15 protein-coding genes and 1 other RNA gene are annotated in these 16,481 nt (G+C 62.9%); 11 read left to right on the top strand and 5 right to left on the bottom strand.

Going from position 1 to position 16,481, the window contains the following annotated elements:
• Window positions 1-136: 136 nt before the first annotated feature.
• On the bottom strand, window positions 137-1,081 hold the full coding sequence (gene arcC / locus QMC96_12435; GenBank protein MDI6877564.1) for a carbamate kinase: 945 nt from the start codon (window positions 1,079-1,081) through the stop codon (window positions 137-139).
• A gap of 129 nt (window positions 1,082-1,210) precedes the next feature.
• Between arcC and QMC96_12430 the strand changes: the two genes are divergently transcribed.
• Window positions 1,211-1,660: a DUF5804 family protein gene (locus QMC96_12430; protein MDI6877563.1), complete on the top strand. Its 450-nt coding sequence runs from the start codon at window positions 1,211-1,213 to the stop codon at window positions 1,658-1,660.
• Between the two features lie 30 nt (window positions 1,661-1,690).
• On the opposite strand, the gene QMC96_12425 is transcribed toward QMC96_12430, so the two are convergent.
• Entirely contained in the window at window positions 1,691-2,932 is a 1,242-nt protein-coding gene (locus QMC96_12425) for a proteasome-activating nucleotidase (GenBank protein ID MDI6877562.1), read from the bottom strand.
• Between the two features lie 58 nt (window positions 2,933-2,990).
• On the opposite strand from QMC96_12425, the gene QMC96_12420 reads away from it, so the two are divergent.
• The 3 genes from QMC96_12420 (at window position 2,991) to tpiA (ending at window position 7,609) form a co-directional block, all read left to right on the top strand.
• Window positions 2,991-3,479 carry a multiprotein bridging factor aMBF1 gene (locus QMC96_12420; GenBank protein ID MDI6877561.1) on the top strand — a complete coding sequence of 163 codons (489 nt, stop codon included), beginning with the start codon at window positions 2,991-2,993 and terminating at the stop codon, window positions 3,477-3,479.
• 1,165 nt (window positions 3,480-4,644) lie between these two features.
• Window positions 4,645-6,819, top strand: a complete 2,175-nt coding sequence (locus QMC96_12415; GenBank protein MDI6877560.1) for a lectin like domain-containing protein — start codon at window positions 4,645-4,647, stop codon at window positions 6,817-6,819.
• A 121-nt stretch (window positions 6,820-6,940) separates the two neighbouring features.
• Entirely contained in the window at window positions 6,941-7,609 is a 669-nt protein-coding gene (gene tpiA, locus QMC96_12410) for a triose-phosphate isomerase (GenBank protein MDI6877559.1), read from the top strand.
• Here tpiA and QMC96_12405 read toward each other — a convergent pair.
• Complete coding sequence (locus QMC96_12405) at window positions 7,606-8,160, bottom strand: CBS domain-containing protein (GenBank protein ID MDI6877558.1); 555 nt, start codon at window positions 8,158-8,160, stop codon at window positions 7,606-7,608. The genes tpiA and QMC96_12405 overlap by 4 nt on opposite strands.
• A 61-nt stretch (window positions 8,161-8,221) precedes the next feature.
• Window positions 8,222-8,560: RNase P RNA component (rnpB, locus tag QMC96_12400), an RNA gene on the bottom strand.
• 34 nt (window positions 8,561-8,594) lie between these two features.
• Between rnpB and QMC96_12395 the strand changes: the two genes are divergently transcribed.
• Together QMC96_12395 and QMC96_12390 are read left to right on the top strand one after the other, a co-directional pair.
• The gene (locus tag QMC96_12395; GenBank protein MDI6877557.1) at window positions 8,595-9,161 is read left to right on the top strand and encodes a TIGR00296 family protein; all 567 of its coding nucleotides are present in this window, start codon (window positions 8,595-8,597) and stop codon (window positions 9,159-9,161) included.
• 159 nt (window positions 9,162-9,320) lie between these two features.
• Window positions 9,321-9,527 carry a hypothetical protein gene (locus tag QMC96_12390; GenBank protein ID MDI6877556.1) on the top strand — a complete coding sequence of 69 codons (207 nt, stop codon included), beginning with the start codon at window positions 9,321-9,323 and terminating at the stop codon, window positions 9,525-9,527.
• 48 nt (window positions 9,528-9,575) lie between these two features.
• Here QMC96_12390 and QMC96_12385 read toward each other — a convergent pair whose 3' ends face one another.
• Complete coding sequence (locus QMC96_12385; GenBank protein MDI6877555.1) at window positions 9,576-9,815, bottom strand: hypothetical protein; 240 nt, start codon at window positions 9,813-9,815, stop codon at window positions 9,576-9,578.
• A 184-nt stretch (window positions 9,816-9,999) separates the two neighbouring features.
• Here QMC96_12385 and tgtA point away from each other — a divergent pair, with 184 nt between their 5' ends.
• The 5 genes from tgtA to QMC96_12360 all read left to right on the top strand — a co-directional run bounded on the left by tgtA (window position 10,000) and on the right by QMC96_12360 (window position 16,218).
• Window positions 10,000-11,445 (top strand): tRNA guanosine(15) transglycosylase TgtA, encoded by a 1,446-nt coding sequence (tgtA, locus tag QMC96_12380; protein ID MDI6877554.1) that lies wholly within the window; start codon window positions 10,000-10,002, stop codon window positions 11,443-11,445.
• Window positions 11,432-13,063 (top strand): archaeosine synthase subunit alpha, encoded by a 1,632-nt coding sequence (arcS, locus tag QMC96_12375; GenBank protein MDI6877553.1) that lies wholly within the window; start codon window positions 11,432-11,434, stop codon window positions 13,061-13,063. The genes tgtA and arcS overlap by 14 nt, the downstream gene beginning before the upstream one ends.
• Before the next feature lie 317 nt (window positions 13,064-13,380).
• Window positions 13,381-14,523 carry an NAD(P) transhydrogenase subunit alpha gene (locus QMC96_12370; GenBank protein ID MDI6877552.1) on the top strand — a complete coding sequence of 381 codons (1,143 nt, stop codon included), beginning with the start codon at window positions 13,381-13,383 and terminating at the stop codon, window positions 14,521-14,523.
• Window positions 14,520-14,831 carry an NAD(P) transhydrogenase subunit alpha gene (locus QMC96_12365; protein MDI6877551.1) on the top strand — a complete coding sequence of 104 codons (312 nt, stop codon included), beginning with the start codon at window positions 14,520-14,522 and terminating at the stop codon, window positions 14,829-14,831. Before QMC96_12370 ends, QMC96_12365 begins: the two co-directional genes overlap by 4 nt.
• A 1-nt stretch (window position 14,832) precedes the next feature.
• Window positions 14,833-16,218, top strand: a complete 1,386-nt coding sequence (locus QMC96_12360) for an NAD(P)(+) transhydrogenase (Re/Si-specific) subunit beta (protein ID MDI6877550.1) — start codon at window positions 14,833-14,835, stop codon at window positions 16,216-16,218.
• Window positions 16,219-16,481: the final 263 nt, after the last annotated feature.

Below are 16,481 nucleotides of genomic sequence, written 5' to 3'. Positions count from 1 at the left end.
GGCCATGACCGGGGCTGAGGGTTCGCAAGGGACTTATAGTTTTGGGATGTCCTCAAAGGATATTTTCTGAGCAGGACAGAATCCTGTGCCGGGCAGATCCTGCTGACGCAGGAGCCGGATGGCCCAAAGAGCCGCTTCAGGGAAGGATGGTCGTTCCCGCCCTGCCTTCCAGGGCTGCCGCTGCAAGGGGCGGCGTGGTGATGATCGTGCGCTCTCCGCCGCTTCGAACGAAACGGACTGCAGCCTCGATCTTGGGGCCCATGCTGCCGGGCGGGAACTGCCCCGCCTTCTGGTGACATGTTGCCTCCTCCGCCGTCACCTCGACCAGTTCCTCCTGATCAGGTCTGCCGTAGTTGAGGTAGACCTTCTCGACATCGGTCAGGATGAGAAGCGTATCCGCTCCGATCAGACCTGCGAAAAGACCTGCGGAGAGATCCTTGTCGATGACCGCCTCCACCCCTTGGAGACATCCGCGTGCATCCCGAACGACGGGGATGCCTCCGCCGCCGCACGCGACTACGATGGCGCCTTCGTTGAAGAGGGTGGCGATCGCCTCCCCTTCCAGGATCTCACGCGGCTCCGGGGAGGGGACGACCCTCCGATAGCCTCTGCCGCTGTCCTGCATCACGGTCCATCCCTTCTCGCTCCGGAGTTTCACCGCCTCCATCGCGGTGTAGTAGGGGCCGATTGGTTTGCTCGGATTCTGGAATGCCGGATCCCGGCTGTCCACCAGAACCTGGGTGAGCAGGGTGACCGTGGGCACGTGGATGCCGGCGGATGAGAGGACGTTCGTGAGGGAGTTCTGGATCATGTAGCCGATCATCCCCTGGCTTTCGGCACCGCAGACATCGAGCGGCATGGGCGGGAGAACGTGCTTGGCCAGCTCGTTCTTCAGCAGGATGTCCCCGACCTGCGGACCGTTCCCGTGGGTGATGGCAATCCTGCAGCCGCTCCGTATCAGCGGCAGAAGATGTTCTGCGGTCTCCTGCACGTTCTCGAACTGCTCCTCCTTCGTGCCGCTCTCCTTGTGCCTCAGGATGGCATTGCCCCCCAGTGCGACGAGCACTCTCCTCTCTCTCATCATCGTTCAGTGCGGGGGATGGCCATATAAACCTGGTGAATATTCCGCGTTCGGAACGATCCCCTCTCCCGCACAGGATCCCATCTGTTTTATTAATAGTTGCAGGGCATACACTTCAGAATAGCAGGAATGCGCATACTCCTCATTCAGAACGAAACGGTGGATCTGTACGCGGAGCTTGTGGCATCCGAGACAAGCCGCACCATTCTGCGGTTCTACCGTCCGGGGCGGGTGCATTGCGGCGTCGTGGTCACGACGGCATCGCTCGGGAGCGCCCTCTCCCTGATCTCCGAACTCCGCTGGTACATCCGCAGGTATGTGCGGGAGGTCCTCTTCGAGATTGCACCGGGCGTGTACTGCACGCAGGCGCTCGCCGAGGGGGTGTACCACCGGGACGTGAAGCTGGAGACCCCCTGGCCCCGCCGTCTTCTCTACGAGATCGTCAACGGCAGGCTCGCCCGCACCCTGCCCATGGAGGCGGGAACCGAAGTGTCCGACTACGCCGTCGGGATCGCCGATGCAAGCCACATGATCGAGGTGTGGGATGTTCCCGAAGAAGCGGCGCCCCGCCGTTGCTAGGTCGTATCACGCAAAAAGTGAGGATCGCGTTCAGGCAAACATGGCGCCGTAGCCCTGGTGACCGACGTGGTTGCGGTGCGGCCCTTCCAGCAGTTTGTCGATCGCTTTTACGAAGTCCTTGTGCTCGACCTCCGACCTCTCCTCGCGGATGGCGAACATCCCCGCTTCCGTGCAGATTGCCTTTAAATCGGCCCCGTTCTTGCCGTCCGTGAGGCTGGCAACCTGGTGTAAATCGACGTTGTCTGCAAGCCGCATGGAGCGAGTGTGTATCTTCAGGATGGCGAGCCTTCCTTCGTAGGTCGGAATCGGGATCTCGATGATGCGGTCGAACCGCCCCGGGCGCAGGAGAGCACGGTCGAGGATATCGATCCGGTTGGTCGCCCCGATGATCTTAACGTCGCCGCGCCTCTCGAACCCGTCCATGCCGGCCAGCAGCTGCATCAGGGTGCGCTGGACTTCCCTGTCCCCGGAGGTGGAGGCATCGGATCGGTGTGCACCGATCGCGTCGATCTCGTCGATGAAGACGATGGAGGGGGCCTTCTGTTTGGCAAGCTCGAAGAGTTCGCGGACCAGCCGTGCGCCTTCGCCGATGTATTTCTGGACCAGCTCGGATCCCACCACCCGCAGGAAGCAGGCCTGGGTCTCATGTGCGACCGCCTTCGCGAGCAGCGTCTTTCCGGTTCCCGGCGGGCCGTGGAGGAGGATTCCCTTCGGGGGGTCGATCCCGATCTTCTCGAATAGATCCGGTCTCTTGAGGGGCAGCTCCACGGCCTCTTTCACCTCGATCACCTGGGCTTCCAGCCCGCCGATATCCTCGTAGCGCTCCTGAGGGCACTCCTCCAGTTCCATGCCGTAAACGCGGGAATCGTAGCTCATGGGCAGGATCTCGACGATTGCCAGGGACTGCTGGTTCAGCGTGCACCGCACACCCGGCTTCAGGTCTTCGGGAGCGATCGAGGGGGATGTCCGAACCAGGAATCGCGGCCCGGCACTGCTCCTTACGATCGCACGATTGTTATCGATGACGTCGGTGATCGTGCCGATGACAAGGGGAGGACTCCGGAGTTGTTCCAGCTCGCTTTTAAGTTTGCGCAGTTCCCGTTCGTAGCGGATCTTCTGCGTCTCGATATAGCGCTTCTCGGCTTCATACTGCCGCATCTGTTCTCGGAGCTCTACATTCCGGCTTTCCAGACTCGCGATTTTGTCGAGCAGGTACCTGCAGATCTCTTCATCGTTGTGTGGCTCTGTTCCTGCCCAAGGATCGTCTGCCATTTAAATCCTCGATTAACTATATAGTCCCGGATGACTATAAAGATGTTTGCGAGACACCATGCAGTGCGAACTATGCGGGGCGGATATCCGCGGTATCCCCAAAATCGTCCAGATCGAGGGTGCGGAGCTGAGGGTCTGCATCCAATGTGCGAAGTACGGTACCGAGATCCAGCAGAAGAGAGGGGGCGAGGCCAGGGGACGACCCACGGCAGGAGCGAGCCCGGCCCCACGGCGGCACGTACGGGACGTGTTCGATTATATGGAGGGGGATATCGTCGAGGACTATGCGGATCGGATCCGGAAGGCCCGTATGTCGAGGGGATGGGATCAGAAGACTCTCGCTCTCGAGATAAAAGAGCGGGAGATCCTGATCAAGAAGATCGAGAAGGGGGACCTCATCCCGGAGGACGAAGTGCGCAAGAAACTGGAGAAAGCGCTCGGAATCCGCCTGATCGAGTGCGGCGGGGAAGAGGGCGGCGGGAAGGGCGGAGGAAGGGTAAGCACAACGCTTGGCGATCTCATCTCCATCCGGCGGGAGAAGGCCTGAGGCGGTCTTTCTCATTCTCCGGCCTGCAATATTTCTGGATTTTCCATGTAGCCGGGTTTTCCGGATTTTTTCGAGTAAACTCTGGGCATTACCGGTCCCCCTGACGAATCTGGATCGGATACCCGACCGATACCAGTCCGCACCCGATTTCTATCCTTGTCGTCTAGGGACCGTCCGACGCTTCCATGAGGGAGAGGGGAGGCGCCCCTCGCCCGTATCTCCCCATCCCAGCCGTTCGACGGATCCGCCTCCGGGGGCCTCGACGTCAATCCGTCGAATCCCGCGGTAGGATGTCTGCGTCCCCTGGCCGAAAACCCGAATCTCCGTTCACCCCTCCATTCCGTTCCGGGGGGATTCGGGTCAAAGACCGGGCGCCATCATCTTCTCCTCTCTTCCTCCGTGCAGGATTCCCAATCCTCTGCCATCGGGATGAGGGAGTCTTTTCCGCATAAACCCACTCTCCTCCCGTCTCGCCGGACGGGCGACGCAGCTACAGCGTCCGAGGGAAGGACCATGCACCTGACCGAAGGTTCGGCGATCCGCCATCTGCGTCCCGACAGGTTGGACGTCCGGATGGCTCTTGCAGTTTACGAGATCCGCCTGGGGGATCCGGTACAGAGGTGGCGCGACTCGGAGTGCCCCCGCGTGAGGTGGGACTGAGCAGCCCCGCGAACGGAGTGCCGAGGGCCCCCTGCTGCGAAAAGGGAACGGGTTCTCCGTCGCACCTCCCCCCGATCACCTGCGAACCGCCGTACACGAGAGCAGGGGGGTGGAATGGAGATCGGATGGGGTGAACAGGTGCACGGATCGGGAAGGCACGAGTATTTTACATGCACCTTCGCTCGGGGGGAGGGCATACAATCGCTGAGTTCTACCCGGAATCCCGCAAAGGGGACACAGGCGGGTTTCCCGACCCCCTCGCGGCGATCCTCGCCGCGGTTCGTCGTCTCTCGGCGAAACTGCGCATTCTTAGAAGAATCATGTGTTTCCGCTGCACCGGACGGTATTTGCGGGAACACCGCATCCTGGCGGCGCCGTCTTCTCCAATCTGCTCCAGACCGTACCTGCCGGCTACCATATCCGACGATCACGACCATATCCCGATGGCGGGGAGGCGGTAGGTTAAAATAAAGGAATTGCCAATGGGGAGCCCGAAGCCCTGTGGGTGATCGAGTTGAGGTACCATCGCATCTTCTGGCTTGCCGCTGTTCTCGCTGTGCTGGCAGCCACGGGTACAGGCCTGTCCGATCCGCCTCCGACCGGTGCCAGCCCGCAACCCTCCGCGATCCTGCATCCCCCCGCTCTGGAATTCTCCGCGTATCTCGAGAAGACGTCTTCGGAAGTCGCCCTCGATCCCATGCGGTGGCTGGATGAGGGATGGGGGTTCATACCCCCGCCTCTCGATCTCTCCCGCATCAACGGCAGCGTCGTGCCACCGGGGAGAACATTCCCCGCCCGATTCGACCTCCGCAGCGAAGGGAGGGTCTCGTCCGTGCAGAGCCAGGGTCTGTGCCGGTCGGACTGGGCTTTTGCCGTATATTCGTCTCTGGAATCCTCGCTGCTTCCCGGGACGAAGGCGGACTTCTCGGAAGCTGCCCTGACGGCGGAGCACGGATTCGATATCGCTCCCTGCGGCGGCGGGAACGAGTTCATGGCGATCGCCTATCTCGCACGGGGAGAGGGCGCGGCAGAGGACAGGTCCGGCCTCCCCCTCCTCTCCTGGATCGCGGCGGCAGGTCGTCAGCCCGGAAACGTCTCCCTCCAGGAAGCCCTGTTTGTACCGGATCGCAGCGGCCCTCTGGACAATGACAACCTGAAGTGGGCGGTGACTCGCTACGGAGCCGTTTATACGACGATGTACTGGCAGCCGTCCATCCTACCCTTTCTGGACCCGTATTACTCGAACTCGGCGCACAGCTACTGCTATCTGCAGCCGCCTCCCGCCGCCAACCATGCCGTCACCATCGTTGGCTGGGACGACACATACGACCGGAAGAACTTCAGGAATATTCCTCCCGGAGACGGAGCCTTCATCGTCAAGAACACCGGGGGGACGCTCTTCGGCGAGGACGGTTATACATACGTATCCTACTATGACACCGGCATCGGGAGACGCAACCTGGTCTTCTCTGCAGCGCCCGTGAGCAGTCCGACCACGGTGTACCAGCACGATCCGTTGGGATGGACGGGCACGCTCCATCTCGGGGATGAGACGGATGCCGCCTGGTACGCAAATATCTATACGGCTCAGGAGGCTCAACCCCTCTCCGCCGTCGGCTTCTACACCACCGAACCGCAGACGGAGTACCGGGTGTTCGTGCATCTCGATCCGGATAATGGCCCCATCAACCAGACGGGGCATGCCCGCTCCAGAAGCGGTGTTGCCCGGCTGCCGGGTTACCATGTGGTTGATCTGGATCCCCCCGTTCCGCTGACATCGGGCGGGAACTTCTCGGTGGTGATCCGGATACGGACACCCATCGGAGTGCCGGGTATCCCGGCAGAAGTTCCCATTCCGATGTACTCCAGCCGCGCGAGCTCGCACGCCGGTGAGAGTTTTACCAGCAGCGACGGCAGAAACTGGCTGGATCTAGCCCTGCAGTATCCCGGCAGCAACGTCTGCATCAAGGCATTCTCCGGTATCCGCACAACCGAATCGCTCGCTTCTTCGCCGCAGGAGTCCTCCCCGCCTCCGCAGCCGGGCTTCCCGAGGGCGACTGTCATGCGCGTCCCGATCACGAGTACACCCGCTACACCTCCGCCGCCGGAACAGACAGCGACCCCGACAGCGAGACCGACACCCACCCCTCGCCCATACCAATACAGGATGCCTCCGGTGGTCGAGACCGCAACGACCCCTCCCGTGCCTCTGCCGGCCAATGATACGGGGGAGATCCCGACACCTGTTCCTACGTTCACTCCGACACCCGCACCGACTCCGGCAATCGCCCCCGACACTCCCCCGCCACCGACCCCCGCTCTCACGCCGGAGCCCACGATCGCTCCCGCGCCTCCGCAACCTCCGGAGGAGAAACCGACGAAGAAGCCCAAACCCGAAAGGGACGATCGGGGGGGCCGGGGTCGTCTCGGGGACATCATCGATCGGGTAGAAGAGACACTCGAGCCCTCGGATACCTCGAATATCACATCTGCACCGACTCCGGAGATCACAGCGATGCCGGATGTCGAGACTCCCCCCGTCACGGCGACTGCCATCGTCCCACCCGACGGGAGCAGGGACGAAGACGACGAAAGAGACGATGGGGATAGGGACGACGATGACGATAGGGAGGGAGACGGCAGAAAATCCGCGGACGATGACGACGAAAGGGAGGGTTAGAGGCAATCCTGCGGTTCAGAGGGGTCTGCCGAACGCAGGCGGGATTATACAGGGGTATCACCGGGGACGGTTCTTCGATTCGCGCCCCAAGGTAGATTAAGCATGAAAAGGAACGGTATGTATGGCCTCTCCAATCATTCTGGTCAACTTCAAGTCCTTCCGCGAAGGCACCGGGGGAAGGGCGGACCTCATCGCACGGGCGGCGAGGGACGTGGCTGCGGAGAGCGGAGTCGCGATCGGGGTTGCGCCGGTGGCGACGGAACTGCGCCGCATCAGCAAGCACTTTGAGATACCTGTCTACGCACAGCATGTGGATGGCGTTTCGCCCGGCGCCTATACGGGGCATATCACCGCCGAAGCGGTCCGGCTTGCGGGTGCGGTCGGGACGCTCGTCAACCACTCCGAGCGTCGGTTGACACTCGCCGAGATCGAGGCGAGCGTCCGCACATGTGCGGAGGCGGGCCTGCAGACCGTCGTCTGCACCAACAACGATGCCACAACGGGGGCTGCTGCGGCTTTGAATCCCACCTATGTGGCGGTGGAGCCGCCGGAACTGATCGGAAGCGGCATCTCGGTCGCAAAGGCGGATCCGGGAATCATCGAACGATCGGTAGCGGCGGCACGGCGGGTCAACCCGGATGTAAAGATACTGACCGGTGCCGGCATCCATTCAGCTGAGTGCGTCAGAATTGCCGTGGATCTCGGAACGGATGGCGTGCTTCTCGCTTCCAGCGTCGTCAAGGCCGATGAGCCACGGGCAGTGCTGCAGGATCTGGTGAGGCTCCTCTAGAGAAGAAGCGCGATCAGGTCGCGCCTGGTGATCACGCCGATCACCTCTGCCTTCTTCACCACGAGCACGGCGTGGTGCTGCTGGAGGATATGGATCACCGTCTCGATGTCGGTATCCTGGGGGATAGTCGGTGCGCACGGTTCCATGAAGTCCCGCACAGCGCCACGGCTCCTCCCCCGCAGACCCTCCCGCCCCATCGCGCCGACGATCGACGACTCCGAGATGCATCCGACAGGTACGCCGTTCTCGAGGACAGGGAGGTACGCGACCATGCGATCCTGCATCAGCCGAACCGCATCCTGAATGGCATCGCGGGGTGCCACACCGACCACGGGGGAGTGCATCACGTCCGACGCCGTGAGCGCAGGCCGTTCTGCCGTATTCAGCACCTGGACGATCTTCGTGAGGGTGCTCAGGCGCGGATCCACGCTTCCCGCCTCTATCCGCGCGACCATGGACTGGCTGATGCCCGCCCGTGCGGCAACATCGGCCTGTTTCAGCCCAAGGGCGATCCTTCTGGCCTTGAGCTCGGTCGGTGTCGGGATATGCATCGGAATACTGATGGCGGCAGGACGATATATAATCTGTGCATCAAAAGCGGTTGCATTTTCGGAGTCGGAGGAGTAAGCCCCCTTCAGTTCCGTGCAGCATTCAGCTAACGCGCCATACCCGGGCTGATACCAGGCGATCGTTGCCCTGTTCTGGCTTGCACCCGCAGGGATTCACCGTTTCAACGTATCCCATGGGTGCGCTCAACGAGTTGTCCCGCTCTTCGCGTATCTCGCTTCGCAGGGAAGCTCGGTCGTTTCATGGCTATCCATGGGCCGTGCCGTTTCTGTGTCATTGCCATGGCTCTCGCCATCCGCATTTGCATGCGGCTGCGTGCCTGGTGGGTGGGGGGACTTTCCTCAGCGGCCGCAGACGGCCACCGTCGGCTGCACTCTCCCTCTCCTATAAATATTTGTGTGCCATGTATTTACTACTTATGTCAGTGCTGACCCGGGACGAAGGATTCGTCGCACTCCAGCTGGCCCGCCGCGCACTGGAGAGCGCGGTTCGAAAGGAGCATCTTCAGGTGCCGCACATGCCTGCGGTCTTCGAAGAGAAGCGGGGGGTGTTCGTCACGATCAAAAAGAGGGGGATGCTCCGCGGCTGCATCGGTCTCCCGTATCCCATCATGGCCCTGCGGGACGCGATCGTCGAGGCGGCGGTATCGGCAGGCTTGGAGGACCCTCGGTTCCCCCCGGTACGGGAGGACGAGCTGTCTGCTCTGCAGCTGGAGGTGACCATCCTGACCATGCCCGAGCCGCTCATGGGCCCCCCTGCCCTGCGGGCAGAGATGGTGAATGTGGGCAGGCACGGTCTCATCGTCAGGGGATGGGGAACGAGCGGACTTCTGCTCCCGCAGGTTCCGGTGGAGTGCGGCTGGAACAGCGAGGAGTTCCTCGCCCATACCTGCCAGAAGGCGGGTCTCCCGGGAGACTGCTGGAAGTCGGCGGATGCGGAGGTATTCACGTTTGAAGGACAGATATTCACCGAAGATCGGGCATGAGCGGCACACGGCAGCATCGGCCATACCCTGCGGACGGAACCGGGGAGGAGCGATCTGACGGCTGAACGACGCAGAATCAGGACACTGCGCATCCGGGAATCGAGCCCGCTGTACGATTTCTTCCGCGAGCTCGACGAGATGGAGAAGGGTGCAGGCCCTTTGACCGTCGTCCCCCAGCGGCAGGGGGTGAGGGTGATCGATATCCGCCCCGTCGTGGATCTCACGGAGACGGAGAAGCGGGCCCGCCATGCAGCCCGAGGGTGCCCGCCCCTCGGCAGGTTCGAGCGCATAGACCCCTGTACGTGGTGGGAGAGGAAGGAGGAGATCGAGAGGATCCAGCGGGAACGGGAGGATTGTCCGCGGTGAGAGGGGGTTCTGCTCCGGATCTTCTCAGGGCACGGGAAGGCCTCTTGTTTAGAACCTCTCCCGCGTCCGCTCCCGGATGCACCGCATCATGTCCTCGCGATCGTCGGAGAAGAGCCGCATGCAGACCTGCATTCCGCAGATGAGGCCGTAGCGGTACCAGTCGATCCTCTCGGCGTTGAACTCTCGCCCTGCCGCTATGTGCAGTTTCAGGTCCCGCTGGATGATCCGCTCCGCCTCGTCCATCTCCCGATCCCCGAGCATGCTCCTCCAGACTTCATCGGCATCCATACGCCGATCCTGGAAGAGTCCGCTCCATGAAATAGATTTCGGAGCAGGGCCATCCTGAGGCGGCGCCCCCTTGCGCCCCCCCTGTGACCGTGTGCCCCCGGCTGCCCGATCCGCTTCTGGCAAAGGTTATTCACACCGGCAGGACATACCTAAATCAACCCGGATACATGTAAAGAGAGCTCCCATGCGGTTCGAAGTCGCCGAGAAGGATATTGCCGCCAGAACAGGGAAGTTGAGAGCGGGGTCAAAGACACTCTCGACCCCTGCCCTGCTCCCCGTCGTGAATCCCCATATGCCCCTTGTCCCCCCGGCAGAGATGGCGAGGATGGGCGTCGAAGGGCTGATCACGAATGCCTATATCTTCTACCGCAGTGACGCGTTCCGCGAACGCGCTCTCGAGTGCGGTCTGCACAGAGTCCTGGATTTTGAAGGGATCATCATGACCGATTCGGGCTCGTATCAGCTCTCGGTGTACGGACAGGTCGAGATCACCAATCGGGAGACCCTTGCGTTCCAGCAGGCGATCGGAAGCGACATTATGGTGCCGCTGGACATCCCCACCTCGCCGCAGGCGGATCGGACCACCGCGGTGAGCGACCTTGCCGTTACGCTCTCCCGGCTGCGGGAGGCGAAGGAGACCTTCCCCGGTGCCGATATCGCCGGGCCCGTGCAGGGCGGGATCTACCCCGAGCTGCGGGAGGAGGCAGCCCGGGCAGTCATGGCGTTGTCGTTCGACTTCTGCCCCATTGGAGCCGTCGTTCCCCTGATGGAGAGCTACCGCTACCGCGAGCTCGTCGAAGTCGTGATGGCTGCAAAACAGGGTCTCTCTCCGGCCGCGTGCGTCCACCTCTTCGGAGCCGGTCATCCGTCGATGTTCGCCCTTGCCGTGGCAATGGGATGCGATCTCTTCGACTCAGCAGCATACGCCCTTTCCGCCCGCGAGGGGCGCTACCTGACTCCCTCCGGGAGTCTGCACCTGCAGGATCTCCACGAGTTCCCCTGCGCCTGCGAGGTGTGCCGGAGCCACACTCCGGATGAGGTGCGAAGTGCCGAAAACAGAGAGTATCTCCTGGCGCGGCACAACCTGCTCGTCAGCCTGGCGGAGATCGACCGGATCCGCCAGGCGATCCAGGACGGCGTCCTCTTCGAGCTGGTGGACGAGCGGTGCCGGAGCCATCCACGTCTCCTGGAAGGCTACCGCCACCTGCTCACCCGCGCTTCGGAACTGGAGCCCCTGGACCGGGTCTCCAAACGACGCTTCTTCTACCGTGGTTCGGAGAGCTGCGACCGCACCGAGGTGCACCGCTTCGCCGATGTGATCGGCCGTATCGCTCTCAAGAGATCGGTGCTGATCCTCATGGACGGCATGCCCCGGACGGGCTATGACGAGGTGCTCCATTTCAAGCCGCCCTTCGGTGCCTACCCCTCCGAGCTATCGGAGACCTTTCCCATCGGGCAGAGTGAGGTGCCGGCGTGGGATGCCGACATGGTGAGGGCCGGGTGCCGGGGTATCCGGCGCCTGATGGAGGCTCATCCAGATACTGTCTTCTCGATCGCCTGCAGCGACCGCTGGCGCAGGATCGTGGTGGAGGAGATTCCCGGCGCAGGAGTGCTCCATGATCCGCTGTGAGCTCAGAAAGAGGGACGGTCTTGCCCGCACGGGGCGCCTGGACCTGGGAGGCAGGACGGTCCCCCTCCCCTCCGCCCAGGAGATGGAGGATCTCTTCCCGGACCTATCGTTGCGCCACCTCTCCAACGTGCCGCTCCTGGCAGATGCTGACTTCGTGGCGCGATATCACCGTTCCGGGTCAGGCGAACCCCTCGCTCTCCATCCCCTTGCCCGCGACGATGTACCGGGAGGTTCGGTGGTGATGGTCTCCGGCTGGCATACCGCCCTGCGGAATCCGCGTCAGTACGTGGAGTGGCTCGTGCAGCTGAAGGAGCGGGTCCCGTCAGATACGGTCTGGTACGCTCCGGCGGCAGCAGTGCCCGGAAACGTGCACATGCTCCTCTACTCCGGTTTCGATCTCTTCGACTACCGCGCGGTTGACCTCTGCACGGCACGGGGGCTCTTCTGCACCGTGGAGGGGGAGTTCAAGGATGAGGAGTGCGGAGGCGCAATCTGCTCCTGCCACGGCTGCCGCAACGGGGATCTCTTCGAGCACAATCGTGCTGCACTCGTCAGCGCGATCGAAACCGCCTCCCTCTTCATCGGACGGTCCCGCCTGCGGGACCTGGTGGAGGCGCGGAGCCGAATCGATCCCTCCCAGGTCTCCATCCTCCGCCATCTGGATGCGAGGAAGGAGTTCATCGACCGCTACATCCCCGTCGCCCGGCCCGCACCCCTGCTGGCGACAACCGCCGAATCCCTGCGGCGGACGGAGGTGCGGAGGTTCGCGGAGAGGGTGATCCGTCGGTTCAGGAAACCCCCCCACACGATCGCCGTGCTTCTCCCCTGCTCAGCCAGAAAGCCGTATTCCGCCTCGCAGAGCCACCGGAAGTTCATTGCCGCCGTTGGTGGGCGGGCCCACGAACTGATCGTCACCTCGCCATTAGCGCTTGTACCCCGTGAGCTGGAGCGCGTGTATCCGGCCGCCCACTACGACGTGCCGGTGACCGGCTACTGGGATCGGGAGGAACTCCACTTTGCCGCATCTGTCCTTTCGGAGTACTTCCGATCCCATCCCTACCGACGTGTGATCGCCCACTTGGACGGCGGAGCCCTCCGCGCCGCGGAGATGGCCGCCTCCGCCTGCGGGATCGAGCTGGAGCGCACCGTCTGCAGCAGTCCGACGGACGATGCCTCGATCACCGCCCTGCAGAATGCCCTGGAGGGCGAGCCGAGAGTGAAGGAGGACAGGATCGGCGGCATACTCTCCTGGCAGTTCGGCACGATCGCGGATACGGCGGGGCTCTCCATCCGCGGTAGGCCTAACGGGCAGATCGTCGTTCGCGGGCGTACGCAATTCTTCGGCATCGACCCCCTGACGGGGCTCTTGAAGCCCACCTTCGAGGGTTGGAGCATGATAGGCGAGGGATACCGCGTCACGATCGGGGATTTCGTCCCGCAGGGGGACATTCTGGTGCCCGGCATCCTCTCCGCCGACGCCGAGATCCTCGAGGGCGACGAGGTATTGGTGCAGAACGATGCCATCATGGCCACGGGACGGGCCCTCATGGGCGCGTACGAGATGCGGCATTCCACCCGGGGTATTGCTGTGAAGGTGCGCAGAGTTAAGAAGCGGTAGCGCAGGGGAAGGGAGCACCTCATATTCCCGGTTTCGGGAGAGAGGCGTTCCGGAAAAGGCCGCCGACGGGGCATACGAATTTGCCGGCGTTCCCGGGCGCCGCTCTACCGGTTCTCGCAAATCCCGCGGTCAGCCGTACTGCGGGATACGACAGGGATGCGGACGGGTGCTGCCGGGCTGAAGGGATGCTGCCGGGATGCACGTCCCTGCATCTAGAATCGCGGTGCGGGTTAGAAAAGTATTGAAGGGGTGAAACCCCACTTATATACCACAGATGTCGTTCCGGAGCAATCAACCATGAACAGGGTGAACAGGCAATGCCGTTTGTGATCGCCGTTCCCAATGAGCTGGCAGGGGGAGAGAAGCGCGTGGCAGCCGTACCAGAGGTCGTCCAGAAGCTCGTGAAGGCGGGCAATGAGGTGCGGATCGAGCATGACGCGGGGATGAGCGCATACTATCCCGACCGTCTCTACGCGGACGCCGGTGCGAGGATCGCATTCACACGAGCCGAACTGCTGGACGGCGCTCAGATCGTGCTGCGCGTCCAGCCCCCGACCGTTGCCGAGGTCGACCAGCTCGCCGGGGGCACCATCATCATCGGCTTCATGAACGCAGCGCGCAACCTCGAAGCCGTCTCCCGGATGCGCGACCGCAAGATCACCGCCTTCGCCCTCGAGCTCGTCCCGCGGACCACCCGTGCCCAGAGCATGGATGCGCTCAGTTCCCAGGCGACCGCCGGCGGCTACATGGCAGCCCTGCTGGGCGCTGCGAACTGCCCGAAGTTTCTTCCGATGCTGACGACGGCCGCGGGCACCATACGACCGGCCACGGTGCTCGTTCTGGGCGCCGGCGTCGCCGGCCTCACGGCGATCGCCACGGCGAAACGGCTCGGCGCCGTGGTCGAGGCCTACGACGTCCGGCGCGCCGCAGGCGAGCAGGTCCGCAGCCTGGGCGCCCGCTTCATCGAGCTGGAGATCGATGCCGAGGCGCAGGGCGGCTACGCCCGCGAGCTCACGGCGGAGGAGAAGGAGAAAGAGCGGCAGATGGTCTCTGCCGCCGTCGCACGGGCCGACGTTGTCATCACGACCGCCAGCATTCCCGGGCGGAGGGCCCCCCTCCTCATCACCCGGGAGACCATCGAAACGATGCGCCCGGGCGCGGTCATCGTCGATATGGCCGCCGAGTCGGGAGGCAACTGCGAGCTGACCCGGCCCGGAGAGACCGTACAGGAGCATGGCGTCACGATCATGGGCCCGCTGAACCTGCCGGCGCGGGTGCCCTTCCATGCGAGTCAGATGCTTGCCAAAAATCTCCAGGCGTTCCTGGGCCTTCTCATCGACCGGGACGGGAATCTCGTCAGGGAATTCAGCGACGAGATCCTGGCCGCGAGTCTCCTGGTTCACGACGGCGTGGTGCGGCACGGACCGACGCGCGACCTTCTGAACGGAGGCGGATCGTGATCGGCGCGACCACGCTCTGGACCGCGGTCTATATCGTGATGCTGGCCGCGTTCACCGGCTACGTCGTCATCCGCCGGGTCCCCGTCATCCTCCACACACCACTGATGAGCGGCTCGAACTTCATTCACGGGATCGTGCTCGTCGGCGCGATGGTCGCTCTGGGATTCGCGACAACGACCCTGGAGCAGATCATCGGATTCATCGCCGTCGTCCTGGGCGCAGCAAACGTAACCGGCGGTTATGTCATCACGGAGCGTATCCTGCAGATGTTCGACCGCAGCGGGAAGAGATTGGACAGGGGGGACTGAAATGGTCGACTTCACCTCGATCATCGACCCGGTCTACGTCGCGACGATCTTCTTCTTCATCATCGGTCTCCAGCGGATGAGCCACCCCCTCACGGCACGGAGCGGCATCGTCTGGGCCGGGGGCGCGATGCTTATCGCGACGCTTGTCACGTTCCTGACGCCGGACCTCACCAACATCGCCCTGATGGCGCTCGGGATCGTCATCGGTGGCGGGCTCGGCTTTGTCGCGGCAAGACGTGTCGCGATGACCGACATGCCCCAGATGGTCGCGATCTACAACGGGGTGGGCGGCGGTGCGGCAGCCGGCATCGCGGCGGTGGAGCTCATCGGCGCCACCAGCGCAGCGACCATCGCCCTCGCCGTCGTCGGCGGCCTCATCGGAGCCGTCTCGTTCTCGGGAAGTTTCGTGGCATTCCTGAAGCTTCAGGGCTGGATGCGGCCGCGGCCGATCACGTTCCCGGGTCAGCAGGCGATTAACATGGCGGTTCTTGCCCTCTCCATCGTGTTCGGCACACTCATGCTCCTGCAGCCGCCCTGGATCCCGCTCTCTCTCTCCGTTTACCTTCCCCTGTTCTTCATCCTCTCGCTCACGTTCGGACTCCTGATGACCCTCCCGATCGGCGGGGCTGATATGCCGGTGGTGATCTCCCTGTACAACGCCTTCACCGGGCTCGCGGTCGGGCTCGACGGATTCCTGTTCGAGACTCCCAACTATGCGATGGTCGTCGCGGGCGTCATCGTCGGAGCCGCGGGTTCTCTTCTCACGATCCTGATGGCGCGGGCGATGAACCGTTCCATCTCGAACATTCTGTTCGGGGCCTTCGGGGCTGCCGAGGAGAGAGGGGGGGAGGTCAAGGGCAGCCTCAAGCCGATCGAGGACGAGGACGTTGCGGTCATGCTGGGCTATGCGAACAAGGTGATTGTCGTCCCCGGTTACGGGATGGCGGTTGCCCAGGCCCAGCAGAAGGTGAAGGAGCTGACCGACCTGCTCGAGAGCAGAGGCGTCACGGTGAAGTTCGCGATCCACCCGGTTGCCGGGCGAATGCCCGGGCATATGAACGTCCTTCTCGCCGAGGCGGGCATCTCCTACGAGCATCTCTTCGACCGGGATGAGATCAACCAGGAGTTCCCCGACACCGACTTCGTCCTCGTCATAGGCGCCAACGATGTCGTCAACCCGGCGGCGCACCGCCCTGGCAGTCCGCTCTACGGCATGCCCATCCTCGACGTGGAGAAGGCGAAAAACGTCATTGTACTCAAGCGCGGCGGGGGAAAGGGCTTCGCGGGGATCGAGAACGATCTGTTCTACCGGGACAACACGCGGATGCTCTACGGCGACGCCAAGGAATCCATCGGTAAGATCATTCAGGCCTTGAAGAGACTCTAGTGCCTGCCTCCTCGGCCCGAAATTGGGGGAGAGGCAGGCAGTCCGTCCATCATCGCTGGAGAATGGGACGACCGGGCCCATAACCCGGCTCTTCCCATGGCGGATCCCCCCAAAAGGGCACGGGAGTGTCATCGTTACTGCGGACGGTTCATCTTCTGTGGTATCCCGAATTCGTTTAAATCACTTCCACCAGCCCCTCGCATAGCCAAGGATTCGTTCCGGCGGCAACCGGTACCAGAAGACATTGCAGGGCTCATCGAAAT

It is taken from the genome of Methanomicrobiales archaeon (assembly GCA_030019205.1).
Classification (GTDB): domain Archaea; phylum Halobacteriota; class Methanomicrobia; order Methanomicrobiales; family JACTUA01; genus JASEFH01.
The sequence above is the reverse complement of the archived record's forward strand: the minus strand, read 5'-3'. Positions and strand labels throughout refer to the sequence as shown.

Bases quoted from the DNA above. Each gene is read 5' to 3' on its own strand.
- arcC (MDI6877564.1), bottom strand. From the start codon at position 1,081: ATGAGAGAGAGGAGAGTGCTCGTCGCACTGGGGGGCAATGCCATCCTG.
- QMC96_12430 (MDI6877563.1), top strand. From the start codon at position 1,211: ATGCGCATACTCCTCATTCAGAACGAAACGGTGGATCTGTACGCGGAG.
- QMC96_12425 (MDI6877562.1), bottom strand. From the start codon at position 2,932: ATGGCAGACGATCCTTGGGCAGGAACAGAGCCACACAACGATGAAGAG.
- QMC96_12420 (MDI6877561.1), top strand. From the start codon at position 2,991: ATGCAGTGCGAACTATGCGGGGCGGATATCCGCGGTATCCCCAAAATC.
- tpiA (MDI6877559.1), top strand. From the start codon at position 6,941: ATGGCCTCTCCAATCATTCTGGTCAACTTCAAGTCCTTCCGCGAAGGC.
- QMC96_12405 (MDI6877558.1), bottom strand. From the start codon at position 8,160: ATGCATATCCCGACACCGACCGAGCTCAAGGCCAGAAGGATCGCCCTT.
- QMC96_12395 (MDI6877557.1), top strand. From the start codon at position 8,595: ATGTCAGTGCTGACCCGGGACGAAGGATTCGTCGCACTCCAGCTGGCC.
- QMC96_12385 (MDI6877555.1), bottom strand. From the start codon at position 9,815: ATGGATGCCGATGAAGTCTGGAGGAGCATGCTCGGGGATCGGGAGATG.
- tgtA (MDI6877554.1), top strand. From the start codon at position 10,000: ATGCGGTTCGAAGTCGCCGAGAAGGATATTGCCGCCAGAACAGGGAAG.
- arcS (MDI6877553.1), top strand. From the start codon at position 11,432: ATGATCCGCTGTGAGCTCAGAAAGAGGGACGGTCTTGCCCGCACGGGG.
- QMC96_12370 (MDI6877552.1), top strand. From the start codon at position 13,381: ATGCCGTTTGTGATCGCCGTTCCCAATGAGCTGGCAGGGGGAGAGAAG.
- QMC96_12360 (MDI6877550.1), top strand. From the start codon at position 14,833: ATGGTCGACTTCACCTCGATCATCGACCCGGTCTACGTCGCGACGATC.